20 protein-coding genes and 1 tRNA gene are annotated in these 24,917 nt (G+C 62.0%); 2 read left to right on the top strand and 19 right to left on the bottom strand.

Annotated features, from left to right (window positions below; translation table 11 throughout):
- Positions 1-8: 8 nt before the first annotated feature.
- From BLS55_RS03240 to BLS55_RS03220, 5 genes are all read right to left on the bottom strand, one after another.
- Positions 9-1,301 carry an FtsX-like permease family protein gene (locus tag BLS55_RS03240; protein ID WP_092152920.1) on the bottom strand — a complete coding sequence of 431 codons (1,293 nt, stop codon included), beginning with the start codon at positions 1,299-1,301 and terminating at the stop codon, positions 9-11.
- Complete coding sequence (locus BLS55_RS03235; protein ID WP_092152919.1) at positions 1,298-1,975, bottom strand: ATP-binding cassette domain-containing protein; 678 nt, start codon at positions 1,973-1,975, stop codon at positions 1,298-1,300. The genes BLS55_RS03240 and BLS55_RS03235 overlap by 4 nt, the downstream gene beginning before the upstream one ends.
- On the bottom strand, positions 1,972-2,442 hold the full coding sequence (locus tag BLS55_RS03230; RefSeq protein ID WP_218970725.1) for a hypothetical protein: 471 nt from the start codon (positions 2,440-2,442) through the stop codon (positions 1,972-1,974). Before BLS55_RS03230 ends, BLS55_RS03235 begins: the two co-directional genes overlap by 4 nt.
- Positions 2,443-2,521: 79 nt before the next feature.
- Positions 2,522-4,246, bottom strand: coding sequence for an alkaline phosphatase (locus BLS55_RS03225; protein WP_092152918.1), 1,725 nt, complete (start codon positions 4,244-4,246; stop codon positions 2,522-2,524).
- 170 nt (positions 4,247-4,416) lie between these two features.
- Complete coding sequence (locus BLS55_RS03220; protein ID WP_092152917.1) at positions 4,417-5,562, bottom strand: metal-dependent phosphohydrolase; 1,146 nt, start codon at positions 5,560-5,562, stop codon at positions 4,417-4,419.
- Between the two features lie 167 nt (positions 5,563-5,729).
- Here BLS55_RS03220 and BLS55_RS03215 point away from each other — a divergent pair.
- Positions 5,730-5,806, top strand: a tRNA-Arg gene (locus BLS55_RS03215).
- Between the two features lie 116 nt (positions 5,807-5,922).
- Here the strand turns inward: BLS55_RS03215 and BLS55_RS03210 are convergent.
- The 5 genes from BLS55_RS03210 to BLS55_RS03190 all read right to left on the bottom strand — a co-directional run bounded on the left by BLS55_RS03210 (position 5,923) and on the right by BLS55_RS03190 (position 12,736).
- A complete protein-coding gene (locus BLS55_RS03210) occupies positions 5,923-6,255 on the bottom strand; it encodes a YnfA family protein (RefSeq protein ID WP_092152916.1) in 333 nt (110 codons plus the stop codon).
- Between the two features lie 34 nt (positions 6,256-6,289).
- A complete protein-coding gene (locus BLS55_RS03205) occupies positions 6,290-7,183 on the bottom strand; it encodes a DUF2156 domain-containing protein (RefSeq protein ID WP_092152915.1) in 894 nt (297 codons plus the stop codon).
- 68 nt (positions 7,184-7,251) lie between these two features.
- Positions 7,252-8,700: an MATE family efflux transporter gene (locus tag BLS55_RS03200; RefSeq protein ID WP_257243117.1), complete on the bottom strand. Its 1,449-nt coding sequence runs from the start codon at positions 8,698-8,700 to the stop codon at positions 7,252-7,254.
- The gene (gene lysA, locus BLS55_RS03195) at positions 8,669-9,940 is read right to left on the bottom strand and encodes a diaminopimelate decarboxylase (protein WP_092152914.1); all 1,272 of its coding nucleotides are present in this window, start codon (positions 9,938-9,940) and stop codon (positions 8,669-8,671) included. Before lysA ends, BLS55_RS03200 begins: the two co-directional genes overlap by 32 nt.
- Positions 9,941-10,216: 276 nt before the next feature.
- The gene (locus BLS55_RS03190; RefSeq protein ID WP_180365383.1) at positions 10,217-12,736 is read right to left on the bottom strand and encodes a SpoIIE family protein phosphatase; all 2,520 of its coding nucleotides are present in this window, start codon (positions 12,734-12,736) and stop codon (positions 10,217-10,219) included.
- Between the two features lie 157 nt (positions 12,737-12,893).
- On the opposite strand from BLS55_RS03190, the gene BLS55_RS12260 reads away from it, so the two are divergent.
- Positions 12,894-14,243, top strand: a complete 1,350-nt coding sequence (locus tag BLS55_RS12260; protein WP_180365382.1) for a sigma-54 interaction domain-containing protein — start codon at positions 12,894-12,896, stop codon at positions 14,241-14,243.
- Positions 14,244-14,377: 134 nt separating this feature from the next.
- Here BLS55_RS12260 and BLS55_RS03180 read toward each other — a convergent pair whose 3' ends face one another.
- From BLS55_RS03180 to BLS55_RS03145, 9 genes are all read right to left on the bottom strand, one after another.
- Positions 14,378-16,297, bottom strand: coding sequence for a PP2C family protein-serine/threonine phosphatase (locus BLS55_RS03180; protein ID WP_180365381.1), 1,920 nt, complete (start codon positions 16,295-16,297; stop codon positions 14,378-14,380).
- 35 nt (positions 16,298-16,332) lie between these two features.
- Entirely contained in the window at positions 16,333-16,677 is a 345-nt protein-coding gene (locus BLS55_RS03175) for an STAS domain-containing protein (RefSeq protein ID WP_143339503.1), read from the bottom strand.
- 147 nt (positions 16,678-16,824) lie between these two features.
- The gene (locus BLS55_RS03170) at positions 16,825-17,562 is read right to left on the bottom strand and encodes a hypothetical protein (protein WP_092152909.1); all 738 of its coding nucleotides are present in this window, start codon (positions 17,560-17,562) and stop codon (positions 16,825-16,827) included.
- Between the two features lie 381 nt (positions 17,563-17,943).
- Positions 17,944-18,378: a hypothetical protein gene (locus tag BLS55_RS11805; RefSeq protein ID WP_143339502.1), complete on the bottom strand. Its 435-nt coding sequence runs from the start codon at positions 18,376-18,378 to the stop codon at positions 17,944-17,946.
- A 606-nt stretch (positions 18,379-18,984) separates the two neighbouring features.
- The gene (locus tag BLS55_RS03165) at positions 18,985-19,734 is read right to left on the bottom strand and encodes an ABC transporter ATP-binding protein (RefSeq protein ID WP_092152908.1); all 750 of its coding nucleotides are present in this window, start codon (positions 19,732-19,734) and stop codon (positions 18,985-18,987) included.
- A complete protein-coding gene (locus BLS55_RS03160; protein ID WP_257243116.1) occupies positions 19,718-20,824 on the bottom strand; it encodes a FecCD family ABC transporter permease in 1,107 nt (368 codons plus the stop codon). Before BLS55_RS03160 ends, BLS55_RS03165 begins: the two co-directional genes overlap by 17 nt.
- The gene (locus tag BLS55_RS03155) at positions 20,808-21,947 is read right to left on the bottom strand and encodes an ABC transporter substrate-binding protein (RefSeq protein ID WP_092152907.1); all 1,140 of its coding nucleotides are present in this window, start codon (positions 21,945-21,947) and stop codon (positions 20,808-20,810) included. The genes BLS55_RS03160 and BLS55_RS03155 overlap by 17 nt, the downstream gene beginning before the upstream one ends.
- Complete coding sequence (locus BLS55_RS03150) at positions 21,932-22,696, bottom strand: class I SAM-dependent methyltransferase (RefSeq protein ID WP_092152906.1); 765 nt, start codon at positions 22,694-22,696, stop codon at positions 21,932-21,934. Before BLS55_RS03150 ends, BLS55_RS03155 begins: the two co-directional genes overlap by 16 nt.
- A complete protein-coding gene (locus BLS55_RS03145) occupies positions 22,684-24,900 on the bottom strand; it encodes a TonB-dependent receptor plug domain-containing protein (RefSeq protein WP_092152905.1) in 2,217 nt (738 codons plus the stop codon). Before BLS55_RS03145 ends, BLS55_RS03150 begins: the two co-directional genes overlap by 13 nt.
- Positions 24,901-24,917: the final 17 nt, after the last annotated feature.

Genomic DNA, 24,917 nt, shown 5'->3' with positions numbered 1-24,917 from the left:
GGCGGGCGTCATTCTCGCAGGGTGCGGGCCACGGGGGCGCGCCCGCAGCTCCAGGCGGGGAGCAGGGCGGCCAGGCTGCCCGCTGCGAGACAAAGGCCCAGGCTGACCAGGGCCGCGCCCTCCAGGCTGACCTGGGCCGCCACGCCCGTGTGCGCGGCCAGCAAGCGAAGGCCCCAGAACGTGCCGCCCCAGCCCAGCGCCAGCCCCAGCAGACCGCCCAAAAGCACTTGCAGAAAAACCTCCAGCCAGAGGGCCAGCACTCCGTACAGGCGGGGCGCGCCCAGGGCCCGCAGAACGGCTATGGTCTTGCGGCGTCGGGGCAGCCCGGCGAACACGGCCAGCAGCACCCCGGCCAGCACAGCCCCCTGGGTGAGCCCGGAGACAAGAGAAAGCACGCGCTGGGCGTTGCCCAGCAAGCCATAGAGGCGCACCAGCACTTCCGCCGGGAACACAGCCAGGCTTTGCGCCGTGCGGTATTGGGCGCGCAGGCGGTAGGCGTCCGCCACGGTGCGGGGTTTGACCACCAGCGCCGGAGTCGGCCCTGCATCCCCGTTCTGGGCTACTCCGTGCCCGTGGGCCGTCGGCGCATGCTCTTCGGTCTCCTCACGCTCTTCGCCGTCCGCGTGGGCCGACCCGTGGGCGGGGTTTTTTCCGTGCGCAGCGTCTTTGGCGTCGTGCCCGCCTTCCTGCGCATGGGCGTCGTGCCCGTGGGCGTGCAGGGCGCGCACCGCGGCCGCCGGCACCAGAATAGCCTTGTCCCAGGGCGTGCCCGTGGGGGGCAGCACGGCGCGCACGGTAAAGACCGTGCTGTGGGGGTGGGGGGGAGTGGGCCCCGCGTGCTCTCCCCGGCCGTGCATGCTCTGAAAGGCGTCGCCTGGGCGCAGGGGCGTCAGGGCGCCGGCAACGGCGTCCGTAGGGGCGGCAAAGCGCGCTGCGCCCTCCAGAAAGGCCGCGTCCACGCCCACCACGGGGCAGCCGTTCCAGCTGTCGCCCAGGAGCAGGGGCGAGGACCAGGCCACGCCGGGGTCCGCCGCGATTTTTGCGGCCACGGCGCCGTCCAATAAGGGCAGAGGTGCGGGATCCAGATACACGGCAGAGAGCACCAGCTGGCTTTCGCTGCCCGGCGCGCCCACCAGCAGATCGAACTTGCGCGCCGCCGCGGCCGAGCCCTGACGCAGGGAGGGCTCCAGCAGGGCCACAGCCGTGCCCAGGCCCACGGCCAAGGCCACCAGCAGCACCGTGGCCAGAGAGAGGAAGGGAAACCGCCGCAGCGAGGCCAGGGCCAGGGGCAAGGGATTCATGCGACCTCCCGCAGTTGACCGTATTCCAGCCAGAGGCGTTGGTCCATGCGCCGCAGCAGGCGCACGTCGTGGCTGATGCAGACGAGGGTGGCCTTGCGCTCGCGGCAGAGGCCGCAGAGCAGGTCCGTTACCTGGGCGGCGTTGGCCGCGTCCAGACTGGCGGTGGGCTCGTCGGCAAAAAGGATGCCGCACGGCCCCTGAAAGGCCCGGGCCAGGGCCACGCGCTGCATTTCGCCGCGCGAGAGGCGCTCCACGGGCCTGTGCTGCGCGGTAAGGCCCAGCAGGCGCAGCAGATCCAGCGCTCGCCGTCGGGCTGCCTCCGGGACGTAAAAGGTCCGGAAGGTCTGGGGCAGCAGCACGTTCTGCAGGACGCTCATGCCGGGGATGAGCAGGAAATCCTGAAAGATCATGCCTGCTGTGGCCGCGCGCAGGGCGTCGCGTCGGGCCTCGGGCAGGGCGTAGATGTCCTGTCCGCCCCAGCGCACTGTGCCTGCCGTGGGCGGCAGCAGCCCGGCCAGGGTGTGCAGCAGGGTGGTCTTGCCGCCGCCGGAAGGCCCGCTGACGCCCAGGGAGCTCCCGGCGGGCAGATGCAGGGAATCCGCCGCCAGCAGAAGACGTTCCTGGCCGTTTTCCCGCAGGGCGCAGCGCAGGCCGGCAACATGGATGTCGTTCATAGTTTGCAGATCCTTGTTTCGCGCAGGCGCACCATGCTCACAAAGCCCGTTTCCGGGTCTGTGGCCGCGCCCACTTCCAGAATGCCCGTGGCCGCGATGGGGGCGTTGTTCTGTACAAAGCGTTCGCCAGGGGCCATGTAGGCCACTACGATGTCAGCGGGCCAGTCCGCCTCGGCGTTGCAGAAGGGGCAGAGGGCCACGGGCGCGCTGGTCAGCACAAAAAAGACGCCGTCGGCCTTGAGGGGCGGGGCCATAAAGCCTTTGATGCGTACGGGCTTGCCGTTGAGGGCCAGGAGCTTGGCGGAGAACTGCATCCCCAGCACGCCCTGGGCGGCGTACATCTCGTTGAAGCCGAGGTCCGTGGGGCCGGCGGCGTTGGCGTCGGGGGCGGACATGCAGAGCCCAAGCGCCATGAGGAGCAGGGCCAGGCGGCGTGAAAGGGCGGGAGAGAACAGCGCGGCGCGCATGGGCAAACTCCCGGACGGCCGCGCGCCGTGGGGAAAACCGCGACGCGCGACCGTCCTGTTAGGGGGTGTGAGGAGGGATTCAGCGGCCCAGACCCAGGGCCTGGGCCATAATTTTGAAGACCTGGGTGTTTTCCATGAAGCCGTGGAAGTTTTCGGCCCCCGCGCCCTGGGCGTGGAGCAGCAGATCGTCCACAGTGTGCACGCCCTGGCTTTCGTTGCGGGGCAGCACGCCAGCGCGGAATTCCGCGCCGGGGGCGTCTTTGTAGGCTGCGTTGGCGATATAGTTGCCGTGCTCATCCTTGACGGCGGGCACAAAGGGGTTGTCCAGCTTGGGGGCAAAGGTTTCGTAATAATCCGGCGTAGCCCCGAAGAAAACGGCCAGGCGCTTGGGCGGGTTCACATCGTCGGGATAGCCGTCGTGGTTTTTGTCTTCATACAGCGGATACCCGGCCTTGGCGTACACGCCCACTTTGTCCCGCATGTCCTTGCCGGGCAGGCGGTCGTCCACGGTGCCCGCCACGCTGATGGAGTGGGTGTGGTCGCCCGTGACCACCAGGAGGGTATCGGAGTTCTTTTCGCAGAATTCGCGGGCCAGGGCCACCACTTTGTCAAACATAATGGTGTCGTAGACGGATCGCTCCCAATCCAGCGGATGGGAGTATTTGTCCACCAGGCCTGCTTCCAGCACCAGCACGAAGCCCTCCGGGTTGCGCGAAAGCACCTCCAGCGCCGTGCGGGCCATGTCCGTGAGGTCCGGCTGATCCGGGAATTTGGGCACCGTGCCTTTTTTGAGGAATCTGCGGTCCAGCACGCCGTCCATGTTGCCGGGGTGGAAAAGCCCCAGCACACGTCCGGCGTTTTTGGGCAGGGCCTGCAGCTCCCTGCCGGAGGTGACCAGGGTGTAGCCTGCGTCCTTGAAACGCTGGATGTAGTTCACGTCGTCCTTGCGCTTGGAGCCCGGCACGTCCTTGGGCAGAAAATAGGCCGCGCCGCCGCCCAGCAGCACTTCGGGCCGCACCTTGTAGAACATTTCCACAATGGCGGCTTTTTCCGCCCGCTTGCGGGTGTGGGCCACCACGGCGGCGGGGGTGGCGTCCTCCAGCTCCGCATCCGAAACCACGCCCAGGGATTTTTTGCCCGTGCGGCGCAGGATCTCGCCCAGGGTTTCCTGCCTGGGGTCGTCAAAAGGATCCGGCGTCCTGTCCGCGTAGACGCCCAGGGCGTTGACGCAGGATTTGTGCCCCGTGGTGTAGGCGCTCATGGTGTTGGCCGAGTCCGCGGCGATGGAGTCCACACTGCCCGTGCCCACCGTGGCCATGTGGGGCATGCCGTCCATGGCCAAGCGGCCGTTGTATTTGCCTTGGGTCATGCCTGCGGAGAGCAGCCGCGCGGCCGTGCGGTGGCCCACACTGAGGCCGTCGGCAATGAGCAGAATGACGTTTTTGGCCACGGGCCTGGGCGTGGCAAATACCCGCCAGGAAACGCGCGCGGTTTCCCCGCCGCCGCTGGCCTCCACCGTGTATTCGCCCGCCGGAAGGCTCGCGCCGCGCAGGACGAAGGCCGAGCCTTTGCCGTCTTCATCGGGCACAAAGTGGAGTTCTTTGCCCAGCGCCTCGGCGGCGTTGCGGCCGTTGAGCGTCAGGCGTGCGGCGTTGGCGTCGGGCAGTTGGGCGTCAAACTCCACCTTGACGTCAAAGCGGCTGCCGGAAAGGATTTCGGCCCGGTCCAGAGGATAGATGGTTGCGGCCTGGGCGGCCGCCGGAAGCAAAGTTATGGCCAGCAAGGCCGGAAAAAGGATTCTCACGGGAAACGCTCCTTAGGGCATTTCAACTTTGAAATGCCCTGGCGGCTGCGTGAGCAGACGCCAGCTGTGGAGGTGTAAGCGCAATTTATTTGCGCTGTTAAGCGCCGAAACGAGCGTGCCGTAAACTTTGAGCATGCCTGTTCTCAAAGTTAATCTGCTCTGGGATGCGGTCAGGCCGGGCGCACGGCGGCGGCGGCCAGTTCGGCCACGGCGGCCGGGCCTTGGGCGGCCAGCGCGCCGTAGAGGCGCATGGCGCTGACCTGCGCGAACACATAGTTGCGGAAGTTGTTAAAAGGCAGACCGTCCAGGTCCGCGCCTTTGAGGCCGTATTTTTCCTCCGCCAGATTGCGCAGCGCCGGGGTGACCCACTGGGCGGCGGGCACGGAGAGCACAAAGTCGTGGTCGCCCAGATGCACCAGAAAACCTTCGGCGCGGCGGGGCAGGGGCAGGGTCTTGCCGCCGGGGGCCAGCAGGTCCGCGCGCACAGGGTCCACCCCGGCCAGGAGGGCCGCGGCCTTGATCCAGCCCACTACCAGCGCTTCGTCCTTGGCCGTGCCGGGATGGGTGTGGGCACAGGCCTGGGCTACAACCACCGGGGCGGGAAGTTTGCGTACAATGCTTTCGGCCACGCTCAGCACATGGTGTTCGCCCGTGGCGGCCAGGGGCTGTTCCGTGCGGCAGGCTCCGTCCTTGCGCCACTGGAAAACCCAGGGCTTGTGCAGATCGTGCAGCAGCTGCGCGGCCAGGGCCACGTCTTTATCCGGCGCAAAGCCGAAGGTTTCCGGATAGTCGCGCAGCAGCCCCAGCGTGGAGCGCACATTCATGGCCACATGCGTGGCCAGGCCGCCGGGGTAGGCGTGGTGGCTTTGCCAGCCGCTGCCCGGCGCGCTGAAGAAGGGCTGCGGCGCGCGCTGCGGATCCGCCACAGGGGGCAGGAGGGGCGTATCAGGATCTGCAGCCAGCAGGCCTGCCTCGCGCAGCGCTTTGGCAGCGGCCTTCTGGTCCAGGTTTTGGGCCAGCGTGGGGGCGGGATTGTCCAGAATGTCCAGAACCTGACGGCGCAGCGCGGCGTCCTGGATGCCGCCCGCGGTCTCGCGCAGGAAGGTCCAGGCTTTGCGCGCCAGGGGCGAGGCCTCGGCAATCTGTTGCGGCGTCATGGCGACGCAGCGGTCAAAAGAAATGGTTCTGATTTCGCGGGGGTTCGCGGCCGCCTGCGCGGCGCGGGCGGTAAAGCCGCTGCCCAGGATAAGACCGGCGGCAGCCGCGCCTTTGAGGAAAGCGCGACGGCCGTTGCGACGGGGATGGTGCGTGTCCATACAAACTCCTTGCTTGTGGACCAATGCCGTTTGCTGCAAGCAAGCTAAGGAAGCTGTATGACAAAAAAATTATGCGGGCGTGACAAGTTGGGCGCAGGCGGGCGCGGCGGCTGCTGGGCGGAGCGCTTGACGCCGCGGAGCGCTGTCTCTAATATGACGCTCCACGCGCGCCCGTAGCTCAGTTGGACAGAGCAGATGCCTTCTAAGCATCAGGCCGAGGGTTCGATCCCTTCCGGGCGCGCCAACATAGTTCAGAGGGATGCACGGTCTTGCCGTGCATCCCTCTTTGCATTTTTGTAAGCGCTCTGCGGAAGTTTTCCGAAAGGCCGGGCCTGCGTCAAAGAGCGGGGCACGGGGCCTTCAGGCCGCGCCGCCCCAGCCGGAAACGATGATCAGCATGCCCGCCAGGGCCACCGCGCCGCCCAGAAGGTCCGTGGCGGAAAGGGGAACCTTGTCCACCAGGCGGAGCCAGGCCAGGGCCGTAACCACATACACGCAGCCGTAGGCCGCATAGACCCGGCCGCTGGCCGCAGGATGCAGGGTCAGGAGCCAGGCGAACACGGCCAGGCTGACCGCGGCGGGCAGCAAAAGCCAGGGGGAACCGCCCTTGCGCAGCCAGACGTAGGGCAGAAAGCAGCCCGTTATTTCGGCCAGGGCCGTGAGCACAAAAAGCAGCAACGTCTTGGCGAGCATGCGCAGCCCTCCCCTGAAAGGCGCTGTCCGCGTCTTATTTTTGCCGGACGACGACCTGATATTTGCGCAGGAAGTCCGCCGGCATGTAGGTCATTTTGGCTTGGCGCAGGCCTTCTTCGTCCAGGTCCTGGGCACGGTTGATGTAGGTAAATCCGGCCCCGGCGCGGCGGGAAAACTCGCAATTGATGGTCTGGTACACGCCCTTGAAGCCGTTGAGGCCTTTTTCGTAGTGCACGCCCAGGCTCACGTCGTCCAGATTCTCGCCCACACTGAAGGCCACCATGCGTCCACCCACATACAGGGAGCCGCCCACCAGGCCGCGGAAGCTGTCCCAGTGCGAAAGCACCCGGTTGATGGCTTCGTTTTCCGCCTGCAGGGAAGGCGAACCTTCGCATTCGTGCCACTGGCACCAATCGTCCTGAAGGCCCAGCACGTCCTCCACCATGGCGTCGCTTAAGGATCGGTAGTCCGGCTGGCCGTAGGCTTTGACGTAGCTGTTGCAGTGGTTGCGTTTTTTGTGAAAGCGGTTGCCCGGCAGCTCGGCCAGGTCTGTCTGTTTGTAGAGGTATTCCCACTGGCCGCGGTCTTCCTTGCCTTCCACCTGTTCGGGCAAAGCCTGCCGCCAGATCTGGAACAGGGATTCCGGCACGCGGGTCACGCGGTGGTCGGTCGCGTCAAAGCCGCAGGGCAGCAGATCCTTCCAGGGGGCATTGTTCCAGTCCCCCACCGGGGCCCAGCAGACCAGGTCGGGGCGGGTCTGCCGTATCCAGCAGAGGTTGTCCGCAAAGCGCCATTCCAGGCCGTAATATGCCTGCCAGCCCCAGAGGTTGGCCAGGGTGTAGTCCAGCGAGCGGCAGGGGGTGCGCCGCCAGAGTTCGTAATAGCGGTCGCGGTCTTCCAGGCTCACGGGGGTAAAGTCTTTGCTCACTATATATCTCCTTGCATCGCCCTGCGGGACCGGACGCGGCCCGGGGCGTTTGGCGGCGTATAATGGAATCAGACGGCGTGCGGGCGCTGGTGCTGACAGTGCATGGCAAAACGCGCCCAGTCGCGGCAGCGCACCACATAGAACATGATGGCCGTTTGCAGCACCTGGGAACAAAGCATGGCCGCAAATACGCCCGAAGCCGTGCCCCAGAGCACATGCCCCAGCAGCCAGCCCAGGGGCAGGCGCACCAGCCAGAAGGTGCCGCCGAAAATAAGCAGATTGTACCGGGTGGCCCCGGCCCCGGTCATAATGCCCCCCATAACCGTGCTGGCGATGGAAAAGGGCGTGGAGAGCAGGTTGTAGGTCAGGTAGCTTACGATCTGCGCGCGCGTGCCCGGCTCCTGCGAGAGCAGGGCGGCCGCCTCCGCGCGGAAGGGCCAGATCAGGGCGGCCATAACACTCATGGCCGCGGCGGCCGCCAACACCATGAACAAGCCCACGCGCTTGGCTTCGTCCGGCCTGCCCGCGCCCAGGCTGTTGCCCACCAGCACGGCCGCGCTCATGTTGCAGGCCATGCCGGGCAGAAAGAGCAGGGCTTCCACCCGCAGCCCGGCGGTGAGCCCGGCCAGGGCGTTGACGCTGTCCGCAGGCAGGGAGGCCACAAGCACGAAGAGGGTCATATAGCCGGATTGCCAGACGATCTGCGCCGCCCCGGCGGGCAGGGCCACCTTGAGCAGATAGGGCAGAGCGACCTTGAGCCAGCGCAGGGAGGGCAGGGCGTCGCGCCGCAGATAGCCCAGGCGGGCCAGGAGCAGGCAGTTGCAGAGCGCGCCCAGGTACTGCACGGCCACGCCTGTCCAGATCAGGCCCATATAGCCCATCCGGGGCAGGCCGAACCAGCCGAGGCCGAGGCCCAGGCAGCCCAGCAGGTTGAGGACGCACACGCCCGCCGCCACCCAGAGGGGTGGCAGCACCAGGCGCGTGGCGCGGAACATGACGCCCGTGGAGGCGTACACATACTGTGCGGGCAGGCCCAGCATGCTCACCCGCCACATGTCGCTGGTGAGCGGAAAGATGCTTTCCGGCACCTGCAACAGGCGCAGTAAGGGGTCGCCGCAGCGCCAGCCGACCAGCGCGATGAACAGGCCCAGACCCAGGCTGCCCGCCACGGTGGCGACGATGTAGCGCCGGGCGCGGGGCACGCGCAGCGCGCCCAGGGATTGGCTTACCGCCGCGGTGGCGCCGCTGGAAATGGCCATGGCCACCACCATAAGCAGGATGCCGCACTGGTTGACCATGCCAAGGGCCGCCTGCACCTGGGCGCTGAGCTGCCCGGCCACCCACACGGCCACAAAGCCCATGAAGAACATCAGGTACATCATGAGCATCTGTGGCCAGGTGAGCTGCCAGACGGCGCGGGGCGATGTGCTCAGGTCCGGCTTGGAACCGGCCTGCGGCGGGGGGGTGCCGCGAAGGGAGGTCACATCAATCCAGAAGGCAGCGCGCCAGATCTTCAAGGTTTTCGCGGCGGCGGATGAGCCGTGCCGTGCCGTCGCCCTGGATGAGCACCTCTGCCGGGCGGCGGCGCATGTTGTAGTTGGAGCCCATGGTAAAGCCGTAGGCTCCGGCGTCCAGCACGCCCAGAACGTCGCTCTCGTGCAGGGCGGGCAGGGTGCGGTCCTTGGCCAGGATGTCGCCGCTTTCGCAGATGTTGCCCACAATGGTCTGGAGCAGCTCGGCGCGGTCCTGCGGGCCGGGGGCCTCGTAGATCTCCAGATCGTGGAAGGAATCGTACATGGCCGGGCGCACCAGCACGTTAAAGCCCAGGTCCGTGCCCACATAGCGCTTCTCGCCGTTGTTCTTCACGGCGTGCACGCGGCCCAGCAGCACGCTGCATTCGGCGGCCACATAGCGGCCGGGCTCCACAAGGAAGCGGCCCTTGTAGCCGGTTTTGGCGGCCCAGCCGCTGATAAGGGCGTGCAGGCGCGCGCCCAGCTCGTCCATATTGAGGCGGGCTTCGCCGTCGTACTTGCGGTAAGGGATGCCGAAGCCGCCGCCGAAGTCGATGACTTCCAGCTTGGCCAGGGCTTCTTCGGGCAGGCGCTCGGCCAGGTGCAGAAGCACCTCGGCGGCGTTCAGGTAGCCTTCCGGTTCCATGAACAGGGAGCCGATGTGCTGGTTAAGGCCCGCAAGGGTCAGATTGTGGCGTTTGACGAGGGCCAGCACCGCGTCCAGCTTGTCGGGCGTGACGCCGAACTTGGTGGCCTTGCCCGCGGTGATCACCTTGGCGTGGTGGCCCGCGCCGATGCCGGGGTTGAAGCGCACCATGACCTTGCCGCCGGGGTTGAGCCCGCCCAGCAGGTCCAGCTGAGAGAGGGAATCCACACTGACAAGCAGGCCCCGCACCAGGGCATTCTGCAGCTCCGCAGCGGAATTGTTGTTGGAAATATAAAGGATTTTCTCCGGAGTAAAGCCCGCCAGCTCATCCATATAAAGCTCGCCGGGGCTCATGGCGTCCACCACCAGGCCTTCCTCGCGCACTATTTTGAGCAGGGCCGGGTTGGCGTTGGCCTTGACGGAATAGTTCACGCCGAAGCCGGGGTGGGCAGAAAGCCCCATGAGCTCGCGGCAGCGTTGGCGCAGAATGTTTTCGTTATAAACGTAGAGGGGGGTGCCGTAGGTTTCGGCCAGTTCTCGGGGGGTGTGGCGGCCGTAAAAAGCGCAGGCGTCGGTATAGCTGGAGCGGATATGCGACATAAGTACCTCATGCAATGCCGAAAAGTGCGGGACCGGCCCGGTCCGGCCCTGGTCGGAGTGATTGGAACAGGCAAATAATCATTATCGGTTCTCCATGCCCCGCTGTCAAGATGATTGAGCGAACGCACAGCGCCCGGAGACGGCACAGCGGCCGTGCGCGGCCCACGCTGCGGGGCAGGGGCACCGCAGCTAATTTTGCCGCTGACTGGTCTGAAGAAGTGACCCCACCTCTCGCCTTGGTGGGGCGTGCCCTGTTTTTTGTGGGCAGAAGATTTGCTACACGTCGTCTGCGCCCGTATAGGTCATAACCATGAGCGAAATATCGTCGGCCGGGGAAAGGCCTTGCATGTGACTCGTAATATCCTGCCGCAGGGAGGCCACGATGTTTTTGGAATCCTGCGCGGCGCGGCAGGCCTTGTCCAGCGAAGCAGCCAGCCTTGTTTCGCCGTATATTTCGTTAAGGTTTTGCACGCCAGCTGGCGGCCCCATGGCCTCATCAGCGCCATCGGTGTAGAGTAAAAGAGACTGCCCAGGCTTGAGCTGCGCTGTATGGGTAGAATATGTCTGCTTTTTACGCACGCCGAGTACCAGTTCACCTGGCCAGGGCGGCAGAGGAGCCTGCTCCGCGGAAAAACCTTCGCCTGTTTCCAGTGGTTCCGGTCCTGGCAGCGGTGGAGGGTGCCCGGCACTGGCCCAGCAGAACAGCCCGTCTGGTTCAAGAATACCCACCAACATGGTGACGAACATTGACGAGGCGTCAGTGCGCAGCAGGGCTGTATTGAGTTTTTCAAGGGTTTCAGCCGGGCCGTGCCCCTCCTGCAGAAAGGAGCGCGCCAGCGACATGGTACGGCTCATGATAATGGCTGCGGGCACCCCCTTGCCGCACACATCGCCTATGACGCAGCAAAGGCGTTCGGGTTTGGCATGGGGCGAAAAACAGTCATACAGGTCGCCGCATACTTCCCGGCACATGTCGATACGCGCATCAACATTTACCCAGGATAATTGAGGAAAAGTCTTTGGCAACATGGACTGCTGAATATTTCGGGCGAGATTCAGCTCGTTCTGCATACGTTGCTGATCTGCCGCGCTGGTGACGAGATTGCGGAAGGAGGCCCGCAACGTCACGCGTACGCGCTCAAAAGTGGTCAGCATCACGCCGATTTCGTCGGGAAAGCGCGCCCGGGGAAAGGGAGCCTCAAGGTTGCCGCTACCGAAGCCTTCAAGGGCGTCCGCCAGCTCATTAAGAGGGCGCAGTGTGCGCGATGTGACGAACCAGGTGATAAGCCCGATACACAAAGGTCCGAGGGCAGCCATGAAAAAGAGCGCTGGCGGCAAGCCGCGGGGCGCGTCCCCAAGCTCATCGCTGGAAATAAGCAGGCCCAGATACCAGCCTTTTGTCATCATCGGATAGTACGCCAGGGTTGTCGGCCCTTCCCACGGCAGGTTCCAGGGCGTTTTGTCGCCATCAAACACAGGCCGAAGCTGCACTGCGCCGATCTGGCCCTCCAGCATAGCCCTTTCAACGTTTTCAAGCTCTGGAGCGCCATGCAGCCGGGCCTCTTGGCCAAGACTTTGGGCCCCTTGTCCCAGTGCGCGCCCCGGAGGAAAGATCACATAGCGCCCCTGACTGTCAGTATAAAAAGCCGCGGCGTGCTTGAAGCCTGAAAGCGCGCGCAGCGTGCCTGCTATCCAGGGCATGGTGATGATGGTGCCTATCCAGCCGTCTTCGGTGCGCCCTGAAGGGGCCAGCGCGAGAGCATAAATCATGGCGGCATGCGGGTCGTCAGGCAAAAAATTTATGAACAGGCTTTGCCACTGGGCCCTGCTTGTGCCTTGGGCAGCAAAAGCGGCAAGGTCCGTCTTGATTTCCTGCTTTTCCAATTCGCTATGCTGCAGGCGGTACAACCACGTTTTTCCACCATAGCCGATTGCCAGGCCGAGGACTGGAATTTCAGCCCATAGTGAACGCAGTGCGGCGCCCTTTTGCAGTTCCTTTACAAAGTCGTCTGGCCGGGCCAGCAACGCTGCATACTCTGGCATCTCCCTTGCTGCCTGGGCCACGTTTTCAAGACCGCCGCCGACCCTGTCCAGAAATGTGGAAGAAATAACAGCCTGCGTGTGCATGGCCTGCCTGGTCAGCATCAGCGAGCTTTCATGTCGTTGATTCGCTATTTCAATGGAATAAAGTGTTATTGCTCCCCAGATGAGAACTATGGAACTAAGCGTGAACAAAACCGTCTGACGCAGAGCAATGCTGCTGCACCAAAAGGCCCACAGCCGCTCCAGTGGTCTTTTGGGCAGCGTCTTGGCATGACCGGGGAAAAGGCGGCCTGTTTCTCCGGCGGGAGTGAGCAGGGGAATGGCAATATCCAGCTGATTGCTGCCTTGCGCCCTCAGATAGTCCATCTGTGTGGCGATAAGCCGGACCAGGGTGAGGCCTCGTCCTCCTTCTGAAGCAGTCTTGAGATCGCCGAGGGGAAGGTTAACGTGCGTCAGCGGGTTGAAGGGCTGTCCGTAATCACGCAGGGTAATGTGCAAGGATGTTTGAGTGTTTTCTGCGCCTATGCGGCTTTTAGCGGCATTTTGCTGGCCCAGGATTTTCATTTGAAGATCTATTTTATTATTGTGGTCTGGCAACTTGGCATGCAGACAGATATTGATCAGCAGTTCCTCAAGCACAAGGCGCAGTGAAAGTGCGTCATCTCGAAGTATGCCACGCTCCGCTACCCATTCCTGCACAACCGCCAGCACGCCTTCAACTGTTGCCAGGCTGGCGTCAAAGCGCAGGCTCATCTTGTCATGCGCGGCGGAAGGGGGGGATGTGTCAGGCGACCTGTTCATGGCAACTACCGTAACTCTGAGTTATAACTAATAAGAATTTCTTGCCCTGGCAATTAATTGGGCATATATGTGGACCAAGTGCCCAAAAAAGTTACAAGTGAGGTATTGTATGGATACTTCTGCGCTGCATGCCAGGCTCACAGCCATTTGTGAGGAAATCACGCATGGGGAATACGACAAGGCCAAGGCAATTTTTGAGCTTCCTCTCTGTGGCGGAGATGAAGTCAATGTGCTGGCAGAAGCTCTTGGCATGATGCTGGTACGCATTGAAGCCAGAGAGTTTGAGTTGGGCCGGGCCATTGCAGCGCTGACTTCTACGCGTGAAGATCTCGTGTGGCATAAGGAGCGTCTGGCGCAGGAGAACAACCGCCTGCGCGCCGAATTGCGCCGCAAGGCCGAGGGTGTGCGCCCGGTAGCCACTGCTCCAGCCATGCTTTTTCTGCTGCGGCAGGCTGAACGGGCTGCCATGGTGGACGCCACCCTTTTGCTGACGGGTGAAACTGGCACGGGTAAGGGGTTGTTTGCCCGGCACATTCATGACTTGAGTACAAGAGCCGGCAAACCCTTTGTGGTCATAAACTGTGCGGCCATTCCCGCTTCTCTGCTGGAAAGCGAACTCTTCGGCATTGAGGCGGGCGTTGCCTCGGGGGTGCAGGCCCGCGCAGGGCGCTTTGAGCAAGCTGCGCACGGGACCATATTGCTGGACGAAATAGGCGATATGCCGCTTGAAAGCCAGGCCAAACTTTTGCACGTTATCGAAACGGGGCAGGTGGAGCGCGTTGGCGGGCGTAAACCCATTGATGTGGGGGTGCGTATTATGGCGGCCACGCACCGCGATCTCGGCAAGCGGGTGGAGGAGGGCCTTTTCAGGGCAGATCTGTTTTACAGGCTTAATGTCATGCCATTGCATGTTCCACCTCTGCGCGAACGGCGCGAGGACATTCCGTTTTTGGTTCGTCTTTTTCTGACCCGTATTGCCGAGCGTTCTTCTTTGGCCGCTTCTTCCCTGAGCCGAGAGGCGCTGGATTTGCTCATGCGCTACAACTGGCCGGGAAATATCCGCGAACTTGAAAACGAACTCGAGCGAGCCGCCCTTATGGCGGAGAGCGTTCAGATCAGTCCATCCGATCTGTCGCCGATGTTGCGGGGGGCGCCCGCTGGTTCCTTTGCCAGTGCAGACGGCCATGCCCATGCACCGGGCAAAGGGTTTTCGGCCCTCTCGCAAGACGAACAGGCCCGCTTGTCAGGTGCTGCGCCGGTTGGGGCTCCTGCTTGCTGGCCACCCGAAGCTGTAGACAATTGCACCCAAGGGGGCATCCCAACCTTGGCGCAGGTTGAGCTTGCCCATATTAAAGCGGTGCTGGCGCGGCTTGGCGGCAATAAATCGCGTGCCGCGCGCATTTTGGGCATCAGCCGTGAAGGGCTGCGCGTCAAACTGCAAAAGAACGGTCAAAATTAGAGCATTTCAACGTGAAAATGCCCGGGCGACTGCGTGAGCAGACGCCCGCTGGGAGGCGCAGGCGCAGTTTATTTGTTCGGGCAATCGCCGTAATGAGCGTGCCGTAACCGTTGAATATACATTCTCAAAGTTAATCAACTCTGGATCTGGCCGAGGTCGCTTGCGGCAGAAAGTGCGTCCCCGCCGTCCTCTTCCTTGTCTTCGTTTTTAGCGGGGTTGGCCGTACCACGCTTCCAGCGGATAGCAAAAAATGTCAGGTCATCCTGCGGCGCTTCGCCAAGGGTTGCCCGGATGTCGCCGTAGAGCATGCGCAGCAGTTCAGGCAGCGGCTCTGTGCGGTTTTGCAGAAACTGGCGCAAGCGCCATTCCGTATACAGGCTGCCCTCAACCCCCACCTGCGAGAGCAGGCGCTGACCAGCAAAAAGCAGTGTTTCACCGGGGGCAAGCTGTATGTTTTTTTCCTGGTATTTTTCATTGGGGCGTATGCCCAGGGGGATATCGCCCGTCCAAGCTAACTGCCTCACCGTGTTGCCGTGGATGCGAAAGGGCGGTAACTGCCCGGCACAGGCCCAGCAGAAGGCGCCTGTGTCCAGATCAAGCACGCTGGCAAGCACGCTGACCATAAATGGCGCATCTGTTCCCGTAGGAATCAGAATACGGTTCACACTTTCCAGAGCTTTGCCGGGCCTGAGACCTGAAAGCAGCAATTCGTGCAGCAGCGGCCCTATGCGCCCCATAAGCAGGGCAGCAGGCACCCCACGTTCAGCAACATTTCCCATAACGCAGCACAGATGCCGGGGCGATTGCAAAAAATAATCATACAAATCGCCACATATATCGCCAGCCGTATGAATAAAGGTTGCCAATTCGAGGTCAGCAAGGGGGGGCAGCTTTGGCGGGCGCATTTTTTCCTGAAGAGTACGCGCAAAAGCCAGCTCACCAAAGAGGCGCTCCTTAGTTCTGCCTATGAGCGCAAGGTCGTGTACTCTCTGGTGCAGTGCCTGCCGTAATTTCTCAGTTACTATCCTGAGCCGCTGCGCCTCATTGGGGAAGGGCGGCGGGGGCAGGGCGGCCGCAGGGTCCGGTATGGCTTCAAGTTCTCCCCTGGCGAGTCTCGCGGCGAGGTCGCCCAGAGGAATCAGGGGCTTAAGCAGGCGGTTTGAAGTGCGGTGCAGGCTGTATGCTGCCAATATGAGAATACTGACGCCCACAAGAGCCAGCAGCCGGGCAAGCCTGTCCAGACTGCCGAAAAGATTGGCGCGGGGAATGAGCACGCCCATAAGCAGGCTGTAGTCGGTAACGGGCATGAATACTGCGAGATACGAGGCCTCGTTGTAGGTAACATTTACTTCGCCCGAACGGCGCTGCAGCATACGTTTTTTCAGATTTTCCAACTGGCTGTCGGCGTCAGGCGGCAAGGTCCAGTGTCCATCGGGCGTAAGAAAGAAGGCCATGCAGTTTTCAAGGGAACTGAAGGAGCGTACCCGGTCCGCAAACCAGGGCAGGCCAAGACTTACGGTACAAACGCCCGTCACAGTCTCATGCCCGCTCTGATCTTTTTTTAAAAGAGGCGCTGAATAGCTTATGGTGATGATACGGTCATGTCCCACAACGGGTTTGTGCCATACCGGAGCCTTGAGTTCGCGCAGTTCCTGTATGGTCCAGTCCGGTCCAAGGGCGCGGCTCGTGCCGTTCATGACGCCGTCGCTGCCATAGCGTCGCCGCCAGATGCCATGCTGTTCGTCGAGCAGGCAGATTTCCACAACCTGTCTGCCGCGCTCGTCAGAGACGATGGCCACCATCCGTTTGTCTTCTTCCTTTCGCTCTGCGGGAGGGAGATCAGGAAAAGTTGAAGCCAGCCTGACCACAGACTGCATGCCGCGTTCAAGCCAGCGTCGGCTGTAGTCATCCTGCCGGGCAATGCTGCCAACCAGCTGGGCCACCTGAAGCCGGGCCGTTTTTACGATCTGGTCACGCGCGTACAGATAGCCCATAATGACAAGAACAAGGAGCACGCCGACAAGACCTGCCAGGATGGGCACGGTTTGGCGCACTGAAAGGCGGTAGTGCAGGGGAATTTTGTGTCGGCTCAATGCCCGGTTCCAAGGGCCTGCAAGGCGGCATTTACATCAGGGTATTCGGGGAAAAGGCTGCTGAATCCGCTGCCCACAAAAATTTTTCGCACCTGGGGCTGCAAGCTGCTTATATGCACAGACCCCTGAAGCGGTTCCAGCAGTTTCCCAAGGTTGAGCAGGCTGCGCAGCCCGAAAGAGCTTATGTAATCAACCTGGGCTGTATCAATGATCGCATGCCGCATGCCGTCATTGACCAGCTCTGCGCAGGTTTGCTCAAAGGCGGAAGAGGAAAAGGTATCCCACCGTCCAGCAATTTTTATGATATGGGCCTTGTTGACCTGGCTGACCTGGATTTCCATATATTTCTCCGAAGTGGCCTTGGGCAAAAGTTGTCTCACATTGGAGCCTTCCAATTTTGAAATGCTGTGGCGGCTGCGTGAGGTGTGCCCACATATACGCCCGGTGGCCGTCAGAGAAATTCTGCGGCGTACCGGGCATTGATTGCGCTAATTCTTGCTCAAGGGAACAGTTATGGTCTGGGGCGGAACATTTTCAGGAAATTCCTTCCAGGCGTCGGCCGAGGGCAGGCAGAGCTTGTCGATCGAAACGACACCCTTTCCAGCATCAAAGCCTGCAATGGTGTAGTCGCATTCTGGGGTGCCAGCCATTACGGAAGTCGTCTTACTATCTTTAAAGCTGTGATACTCAACGGACACAGGTCCACAAGGGTCATAGCCGCAGGCGCGGCCCGGATTGTCGACTTGCATTGAAGAAAAGAGAATGCCCGTATCGTTATTCCAGAAAAAAGATGGCTTTTCAGAGAGTTGATAGAAAACAATTTCCCCCATTGGCTTCAGGGACGGGTAGCTGAAGAAGAAGTTTGAGCGCACCAGCGTTGCCCCACTGTCCATTGCAAGGATATTTCCTGTGGGCGAAAAACTCACGTCAGCACAAAATTCCGCAGCCTCCGAAGGGGCGAAGGCTATCATTTTTCCTGTTTTATCAAAAAGATACAGGCCTTGCTCAAGGCCAAACCGTTCTTTGGCCTCCAGGTTTGTGCCCAGAAAAAACATGTCTGAGCCGCTGACCTTCTGCGGCTTATAGGAGGGACCTTCCGGCAACACAGTGGTCTTGCCGGCATTTTTCAGTACGACAGCGCCATCTTTCAAATACAGGGTAGGGCCCGCCACGGCTGGCACTGCCCAAAGCATAAGCAGGGACAGGAGCAGAAAAATCTTGTCCATATGTATCTCCATCACCAGTCAGACATGGGAGGCCCCTGATAATTGAAACTGCGGACACGCAGCATGCGCTTTCGGTTCAGGTTGTTTGCCAACGGCATTTATTTTTGTAGAAAATATTTTTGGCAAACAATATAACCGCAGGCCTGATTCAATAATATGCATTTTGTCAGTTGGATATCAAGTTCTTTTGATAACAAATGTTATCGCCGTGTTATCTGCACAAACATGAAGCCGGCACCTTGCGCCACACAGCTTGTTCATCGTTGTTTTCAAACAGCTTGCTGCCAGCCGTGAGAGGTTGGTTCACTTCTTCGGACCAGTCAACGGCAAAGTCAGGTACCCCCGGCAAAGCCGGGGGTTTACCAGTGATTACTTGTTCAGTTAACTTGCTCTTTTGAAACCATATTTCAATATTTTGATATTCACTCTGTCGTATTTGAACATTCCATTACTGCGATTAACAGTTCTGTAAAAATTTGTCTTGAGTGTTTTTGATTTTCCCGGTCCAAGTGCAGGATTAAATGCATAGTTTATATTAACCTTTCTTTTATATTTTTCTTGTCTGCCATTTCCCCAACTGCCTGTTACTTCAACTTCAACCCAATTGATTTTACCGATATACTCATGCTGTGATGTGTTTTTTATGGTATATTGAAAAACGATTTTTTGCTTTCCATCACCCACGCCGCCAGCGTTCGTACCTGTCACCTTTATGCTTATTGGCCCAGCTGAAGCATTGTTAACCATTGAAAAAACAAGCATCAATGCCACAAGGCACAAGGCAAGCGCTTTAACAGGTAAAAATTTTTTAAGCATTTCTATACTCCTTTTTATATCTCGCTAAGATTTAGTTTGCTCCATATTTATGGAGGTATTTGATCTGCCCCGAAAAGCTCTCAAATTAGCGAGAAGTTGCTTTTTCAAGCAGGGCAAAAAATGTTCCAAAGTGTATAATATCGGCGGGATAAAGCTGTATGGATATGCAGCATAAGCAAACAGCCTGAATTTATTGATAATAAATTCAGGCATTCTGCCTTCCAACGGACTACCTATGTGAAAAGCGGCAGGCGCTTGCCGTATGTTTTACCCTCAAGAACTGCCCATTTAATAGACATATGGCACGGAGCTGACCAATAACTGGGCACAAAAATTGACCAAAGGTGGTTTCGGGAAACTGGACCAGAAGCGAAGGTGGACGTAAGGAGCCAGAGGAGGCTTTTATGCCCGCCGCAGGAGCCTGTCTCATGAATTGAAAATCACATTTATTTCCGGTTTAAGCCGCTTGATGCCATATTCACAGCACGCCAAGAAACCGATATTCAACTGCACTAAAAGAGATGTTGTTACTGGTGCTCACATTACTGCAGCCGGTAGTGTCCAGAATTTTTGCACAGTCCGTAGCAGTGGCCTTTTCCCCATCCCCTACACCAGGGCATAGCGCACGCCATCCACGCTTACTAAGCGCACGGGGATGCCGTAGGCGGCGCTGAGGGCTTCGGCCTGCAGGTCTGCGGGCGGGCCGTGGAAGAGCGCGCGCCCCTGGTGCAGCAGGAGTACGGCATCGGCGTAGCGCAGGGCAAAACTCAGATTGTGCAGCACCACCAGGCAGCGGGTGCGGCGGGCTCTGGTGCGGGCGCGCACGGTTTCCAGAATTTCTACCTGATTGCGGATATCCAGGTGGTTGACAGGTTCGTCCAGGATCAGCACGGGGGCTTCCTGCACCAGGGCGCGGGCGATGAGGGTTTTTTGCAGCTCGCCGCCGCTGAGGCCCGTGACGCAGGCCGCGCTGAGGTGGGCGAGGCGCAGTTCTTCCAGCACTGCGGCGGTAAGGTGGCGGTCCTGGGCCGAGGGCAGCCAGGCCATGTGCGGGCGGCGTCCCAGGAGCACGGCATCAAATACGCTGCAAGGCACGGGGGTAACGCTCTGGGGCAGCCAGGCCACTTGTCGGGCGCGACCCTTGCGGCCCAGGCCGTCCAGGGGGCGGCCGTGGAGGAAGAAGCCGCCGCTTTGGGGGCGGATGAGCCCGGCCAGGGTTTTGCCCAGGGTGCTTTTGCCCGCGCCGTTGGGGCCCACCACGGCCAGCAGCGCCCCGGGCTGCAGACTGAAGCTCACGTTCTGCAGCAGCACGCGGCCGCGCCGCCCCGTGACGGTCAGGTTACGCGCTTCCAGCATGCTGTGCCGCCCCCCGGAAAAGCAGGAAGAGAAAGACCGGCGCTCCCGTGAAGGCGCAGATGATGCCGATGGGCAGGAGTACGGGATAGAGCAGGCTTTGGGCCACAAGGTCTGCGGCCAACAGAAAAACGCCGCCCAGCAGGGCAGACGCGCAGAGCAGATAGGCGTGCCCCGCGTGCGGAAAAAGCAGACGCACGGCGTGCGGGGCCACCAGGCCCACAAAGCCGATTACCCCGTAGAAGGCCGTGGCCACAGCAGCCATGAGGGCCGCCGCCAGCAAGGAGGCAAAGCGCAGCCGCCGCACGTTGACCCCCAGGGCCGCGGCCTGGGCGTCGCCCCAGCGCAGCGCGTCGTAGTCCAGGCTGCGGCTGCAGGCAAAGGCCAGTCCGCCCGCCAGGGTTGCGGCCACCACGGCGGCCTCGCGCCAGCCGCCCTTGCTCAGGTCGCCAAAGGTCCAGAAGACCGTGGCCGCCACCTGGCTGTCCGAGGCGAAATACTGCAGGGACATGGTGGCCGCGCCGAAAAAGGAGGACAAAGCCACGCCCGCCAGGATCAGCCCTTGGGCCGTCATGCCCGGAACCAGGCTGCAGGCCAGCACGCAGAGCCCGGCGGCCAGGGCCCCTGCCAGCGCGCCCAGGGCCACCAGGCTCAGGCCCGCCATGCCGCCGGCCGCGGCCAGGGCAATCATGACGAAGCTGGCCCCGAAGGCCGCGCCCTGGGAAAGCCCCAGGGTAAAGGACGAAGCCAGGGGGTTGTTGAGCACGTTCTGGAGGACGACGCCCGTGACGGCCAGGGCCGCGCCCACGGCCAGAGCGGCGGCCACGCGGGGCAGCCGCAGGTAGAGGACGAAGTAGCGCAGGTCGCCTTCGTCGGCGGGGTTGCAGAGGGCTGCGGCCAGGTCGCGCCAGCCGCAGGCCGTGGCGCCGCACTTCATGCCTGCAGCGGTCAGGGCTAAGGCGGCGAGGACCAGCAGGAGGAGGAAGAGGCCTCGGCCCGTGTGCCGGGGGGCGCGCGCGGCGGCCTGCGCCGCAGCAGGGGCGGCCTTAGGCAGCGCGGGGCGGCGGGAGGCCGCTTCAGGGAGCGTACTCAAGCCCAGCCTCCGTAAGCTGCAGTCTGCCGGGGCGACCGCACAGGCGCACAAAATCCCGGTACTGTGGCGCGCCGTTGAAGAGGGTAAAAACGGCGTCGGCCTCGGCCTCCGGGTCCAGATGGGCGTAGTGCTCCGGGTAGGCGGCCTTGGCCATGAAAAAGGCGTTGATGTAGAGGATTTCCGGATTGTTGAAGTAGGCCGTGTGGGGCAGCAGCAGCCAGACGTTGCCCCGGGTCAGGGCCTTGAGCCGCCGGTAGTAGGCGGGGTCTGCGCGCAGCCCTTGGCGGATAAGGGGCAGGCCGTTGGCGTCGATGAAGATCAGGGGCGGATTGGCGGCCAGGAGAAATTCTTTGTTCACAAAAAAGTGTCCGGCCCGGCCCGCGCTGTCCGCCACGTTATCCAGCCCGGCCAGTTCCAGGGGCAGAAAGCGGCCGGAGGTGCTGCGCAGATCCTGATTGCCCTTGTAGGAAAGCCCGCCCACATAGGCCTTGCGCCGCTCGTGCGGGGCGGGGCGATAGGCAAGGCGCGCCGTCAGGCCGCGGATGCCCTGCACCAGCTGGGCGGCCCGCGCCTCCCGGCCCAGGGCCTGGCCCGTCAGGCGGATGGAGCGGAGGAAAATTTCCTGATCAAACTGCGGCTGCCCCTGACTGACGGCCACTACGGGCAGCCGCAGCTTGCGCTGCAGCAGGTCCGGCTCGCCGGGATCCGTGGAAACGATGAAGACCACGTCCGGCTTGAGGGCCACGATGCGTTCGTAGTCCGGCAGGCGCACGGCCCCGGCCTTGCCCACCACGGGCAGGCTGCGGAAGCGCTCCCGGTTGCGGAGGACGTAAGGCTTGGCCAGGTCGTCGGTCTGGTCAAAGTCCTCCACGCCCACCACTAGGTTCTGGGCATTGAGATAGGTGATGAAGGCCATGCTGCTGCCCAGGGCCACCAGGCGGCGGATGTGTTCCGCCGGGGGCAGGCGCACGGTGCGGCCCAGGGCGTCCGTAAGGATGCGGGGCGGGGCGGGGGCCTGAACCGCGTGGGCGTTCGCGTCGGCGGCCAGGGCGGGGCCCGGCGGGAAAAAGCCCGGCAGGAGCAAGGCGCAGGAGCAGAGCAGGGCGCTCAGGAGTTTTGCCATAGGAGCATCTCAATGGTGTAGTCCGTGCGTTCTACATACGCGCCGGAGTCGTCGCGAAAGGCCGCAATGTGGGCGGCCAGAAGGTCCGGATCCGGATCCACGCCGTAGTGCTGCAGGGTGGTGGCGCAGACGTCCAGGGCGTCTGCCCGGTTGCGGGAGACCACCCATTGCCCTTTGACGGGCAGGGCCGTGCAGGCAATGCCGCGCGCCGTGAGCCACTGGTGCATGACCTGCGCGTTGTTGAACACGCGCGGGGTGATGCTGTAACGGGCGTACAGGCCCTGCATGAGGTCCGAGGCCATGCGGTCCAGAAAGCCCATGTAGACCACCCAGTCGGCGGCGCAGGTCAGCAATTTTTCCTTCCCGGCTTCGCTGTCCAGGGCCGGGGTCATGGAGGCGAAGACCACTTCGTAGCGTCGGTCCGGGGTAAAATCCTCCCAGCCTGAGCGCACGGTGCGGATGTTGGCAAGGCCCAGAGCGGCGGCATCCTCCTGCAGCAGGCGGAGCATCTCGTCTGAAACGTCCACAGCTGTAACCTGGGCCGCCTCCTGCGCCAGACGCAGGGTGTACATGCCGCTGCCGCAGCCTACGTCCAGCACGTCCTTGCCGGCGAAGACCACGCCGTGCTCCCTGGCCCGGCGGAGCATGCCGGCCTCGTAGGTCTGGTCGCCCTCCTCATAGCGGGGAAAGGTGCGGGCCCGGGAGTTCCAGTAGGCGCGGCCATCTTTTTTGTCGATCAGAGTTCCCATTTGATGCTTACCCCCGCGTTGAAACCCAGGGCCGGATAGCCCCAGGATTCGGCGTATTGCGTATTGGTGATGTTGTCTGCGTAGGCTTCCAGGGTCAGGTGCTCGTCCAGGCGGTAGCTCAGGCTGGCGCCCAGGGTGGCGTAGTCGTGCAGGGTGCCTTTGTCCAGTTTGGCCGTGTTGACGTAGTACTCCCGCGGGCCCACATAGGTGAGGGCCGTATCCAGGGTGAGGGCGTCGGTGATTTTCCAGGCCGCGCCCAGGGTGGCCTTCCAGTTGGGCACATATTCCAGCTTGTTCAGCACGCCGTCGGGATCGGCGGGGTCGTTGCGCTTGCGGCTGTCCTGCCAGGTGACGGCCGCGCGGGCCTGCAGGTCGTTGCGCAGGGCGTAGCTGCCGCTGAGGGTGGCCCCGTAGATTTCCGCGTCCGTATTGTAGGCGGCCCAGGCTTGGTAGCTTTGGGGGCGGTCCACATAGACGGCCTTGTGCACAATGTAGTCTTCAATATTGTAATAAAAACCGGAAAGTTTGACAAAGCCTTTGGCGTCAAACGTATATTTGTAGGCCAGGTCCACGCCGCGGGCCGTTTCCGGCTTGATGTCCTTGCCCTGCAGATAGGGCACGTTGACTGTGGGGTCGCTGGAGGCGGCCTGGGAGTTCCAGTAGAGCTCTGGAATGGTGGGGGTGCGGTAGTTCTGGTACAGGGCCAGGGAAGCGGCCTGGCGTTCGGTAAAGGCGTAGGTGAGCATGAGCTTGGGCGAGACCGCCGTGTGGTTGAGGGTACGGTTGCGGCCTTCGGGGCTGTAGACGAAGCTGTCCAGGCGCAGGCCCACGTCCACGGTAAGGGCGTCCGTCAGGTTGAACTTGTCGGCCAGGAAGGCCCCGTAGACCTGGGCCGCGCGCCCGGCGGATTGGGAATCCATCTGCCCGGTAAATTTGTTGGGCCCGGCCTTGTTATAGTTTTTGTCCACATATTCCACGGTGATGTCGCCGGGCTGGAGGAGCTTGTATTCAAACCCGGCCAGGATCTGATGGCCCATGAGCGTGCCGCCGGTTTTGGCCTTGAAGCCGTAGGAGGTGTCCACCACCACGTTGCGGTCCAGGACCAGGTCTCCGTCCCTGGTGCTGGTGGGATCGAATTTGTTTTTGGCGGGCATGCCGCCCTTATCCAGGAGCATGCGGCTCGCCACGTCCGCATAGTTCTTTTCGCGCCGGTTTTCGTAGTTTTTGAAGGCCATGAGCTCAAAAAAGCCCGTGTCCAGAAATTCCTGGCGGTAGGTGGCGTCCAGCAGATGACGGTATTTGGTCCAGTGGGCGTCGTCGCCGATGACAGTCATGGAAGGCGTGGGCGAGCCGCCGGCAAAACTTTCGCCGTTGGCCAGGGGGTAGTCGCTGTTGATGGTGTTGCTGAAGCCGGGAAGGTCCGGGTTCGCGTCGCTCGTGGGGTTGCCGTCCGCCCGGTTGCTGCGGATGAGGCCGCGTTCCGTCTCGCTGTAGTTATAGCCGAAGGCGAGCTCCCCCCGCCAGGGCAGGTCCAGGTAGAATTTGGGATTGATGTGAAAGGAATTGTAGTAGTTGTTGCGCAGGAAAGGGTCGGCGTGCTGGTGGCTCAGGCCCAGGCTCACGCCCAGCGCGCGGAACTTCTGGGCGTAAGATCCGCGCACGTTGTGGAAATCATAGACGTCGTTCCAGCCGCCCATGGTGGCGTAGGCGCTCAGGTAGGGGGTTTCCGTGGGTTTGCGGGTGCGGGCGTTGATGACGCCGCCCAGGGCGCTGTTGCCGTATTCCACGGAGCTGCCGCCCTTGATAACTTCAATGCGCTCAATGTTGTCCAGGGGGATGGTGCCGAAGTCGATGTAGTTGCCGCCTGACATGCCCGTGGAGCCGATGTTGCGGCCGTCCAGATTGAGCATGATGCGCTTGGATTCCATGCCCCGGATGGAAATGATGTCGCTGCTGTCGCCAAAGGCGGCTTTGCGCTTGAAGGAAATTTCCGGATCGCGCACCAGATAGTCCGCCACGTTGTTGCTGCGGTTTTTTTCCACCACAATGGCCGAGGTGCGGTCAAGCTGCTCTTCTTCCAGCTGGCCGGTCACGGTAACAGGGTCCAGCAGGAAGACGTCCTGCATAAGGTTGTCGTCCGCGGCGCGGGCCGCCAAGGTTGGGGGGCAGAGGAGCAGACAGCAGAACAGGAGCGTTTTTTTCATGACGGATCCGTGGAGCG

Origin of the sequence: Desulfovibrio legallii (genome assembly GCF_900102485.1) — a bacterium.
GTDB classification, from domain to species: domain Bacteria; phylum Desulfobacterota; class Desulfovibrionia; order Desulfovibrionales; family Desulfovibrionaceae; genus Desulfovibrio; species Desulfovibrio legallii_A.
The sequence above is the reverse complement of the archived record's forward strand: the minus strand, read 5'-3'. Positions and strand labels throughout refer to the sequence as shown.

What these genes read in the sequence shown, in the direction of transcription:
- BLS55_RS03175 (WP_143339503.1), bottom strand. Translation starts at nt 16,677, where the DNA reads ATGGAAATCCAGGTCAGCCAGGTCAACAAGGCCCATATCATAAAAATT.
- BLS55_RS03235 (WP_092152919.1), bottom strand. Translation starts at nt 1,975, where the DNA reads ATGAACGACATCCATGTTGCCGGCCTGCGCTGCGCCCTGCGGGAAAAC.
- BLS55_RS03240 (WP_092152920.1), bottom strand. Translation starts at nt 1,301, where the DNA reads ATGAATCCCTTGCCCCTGGCCCTGGCCTCGCTGCGGCGGTTTCCCTTC.
- BLS55_RS03150 (WP_092152906.1), bottom strand. Translation starts at nt 22,696, where the DNA reads ATGGGAACTCTGATCGACAAAAAAGATGGCCGCGCCTACTGGAACTCC.
- lysA (WP_092152914.1), bottom strand. Translation starts at nt 9,940, where the DNA reads ATGTCGCATATCCGCTCCAGCTATACCGACGCCTGCGCTTTTTACGGC.
- BLS55_RS03210 (WP_092152916.1), bottom strand. Translation starts at nt 6,255, where the DNA reads ATGCTCGCCAAGACGTTGCTGCTTTTTGTGCTCACGGCCCTGGCCGAA.
- BLS55_RS03170 (WP_092152909.1), bottom strand. Translation starts at nt 17,562, where the DNA reads ATGGACAAGATTTTTCTGCTCCTGTCCCTGCTTATGCTTTGGGCAGTG.
- BLS55_RS03145 (WP_092152905.1), bottom strand. Translation starts at nt 24,900, where the DNA reads ATGAAAAAAACGCTCCTGTTCTGCTGTCTGCTCCTCTGCCCCCCAACC.
- BLS55_RS03155 (WP_092152907.1), bottom strand. Translation starts at nt 21,947, where the DNA reads ATGGCAAAACTCCTGAGCGCCCTGCTCTGCTCCTGCGCCTTGCTCCTG.
- BLS55_RS11805 (WP_143339502.1), bottom strand. Translation starts at nt 18,378, where the DNA reads ATGCTTAAAAAATTTTTACCTGTTAAAGCGCTTGCCTTGTGCCTTGTG.
- BLS55_RS12260 (WP_180365382.1), top strand. Translation starts at nt 12,894, where the DNA reads ATGGATACTTCTGCGCTGCATGCCAGGCTCACAGCCATTTGTGAGGAA.
- BLS55_RS03190 (WP_180365383.1), bottom strand. Translation starts at nt 12,736, where the DNA reads ATGAGCCTGCGCTTTGACGCCAGCCTGGCAACAGTTGAAGGCGTGCTG.
- BLS55_RS03230 (WP_218970725.1), bottom strand. Translation starts at nt 2,442, where the DNA reads ATGCGCGCCGCGCTGTTCTCTCCCGCCCTTTCACGCCGCCTGGCCCTG.
- BLS55_RS03165 (WP_092152908.1), bottom strand. Translation starts at nt 19,734, where the DNA reads ATGCTGGAAGCGCGTAACCTGACCGTCACGGGGCGGCGCGGCCGCGTG.
- BLS55_RS03220 (WP_092152917.1), bottom strand. Translation starts at nt 5,562, where the DNA reads ATGGACACGCACCATCCCCGTCGCAACGGCCGTCGCGCTTTCCTCAAA.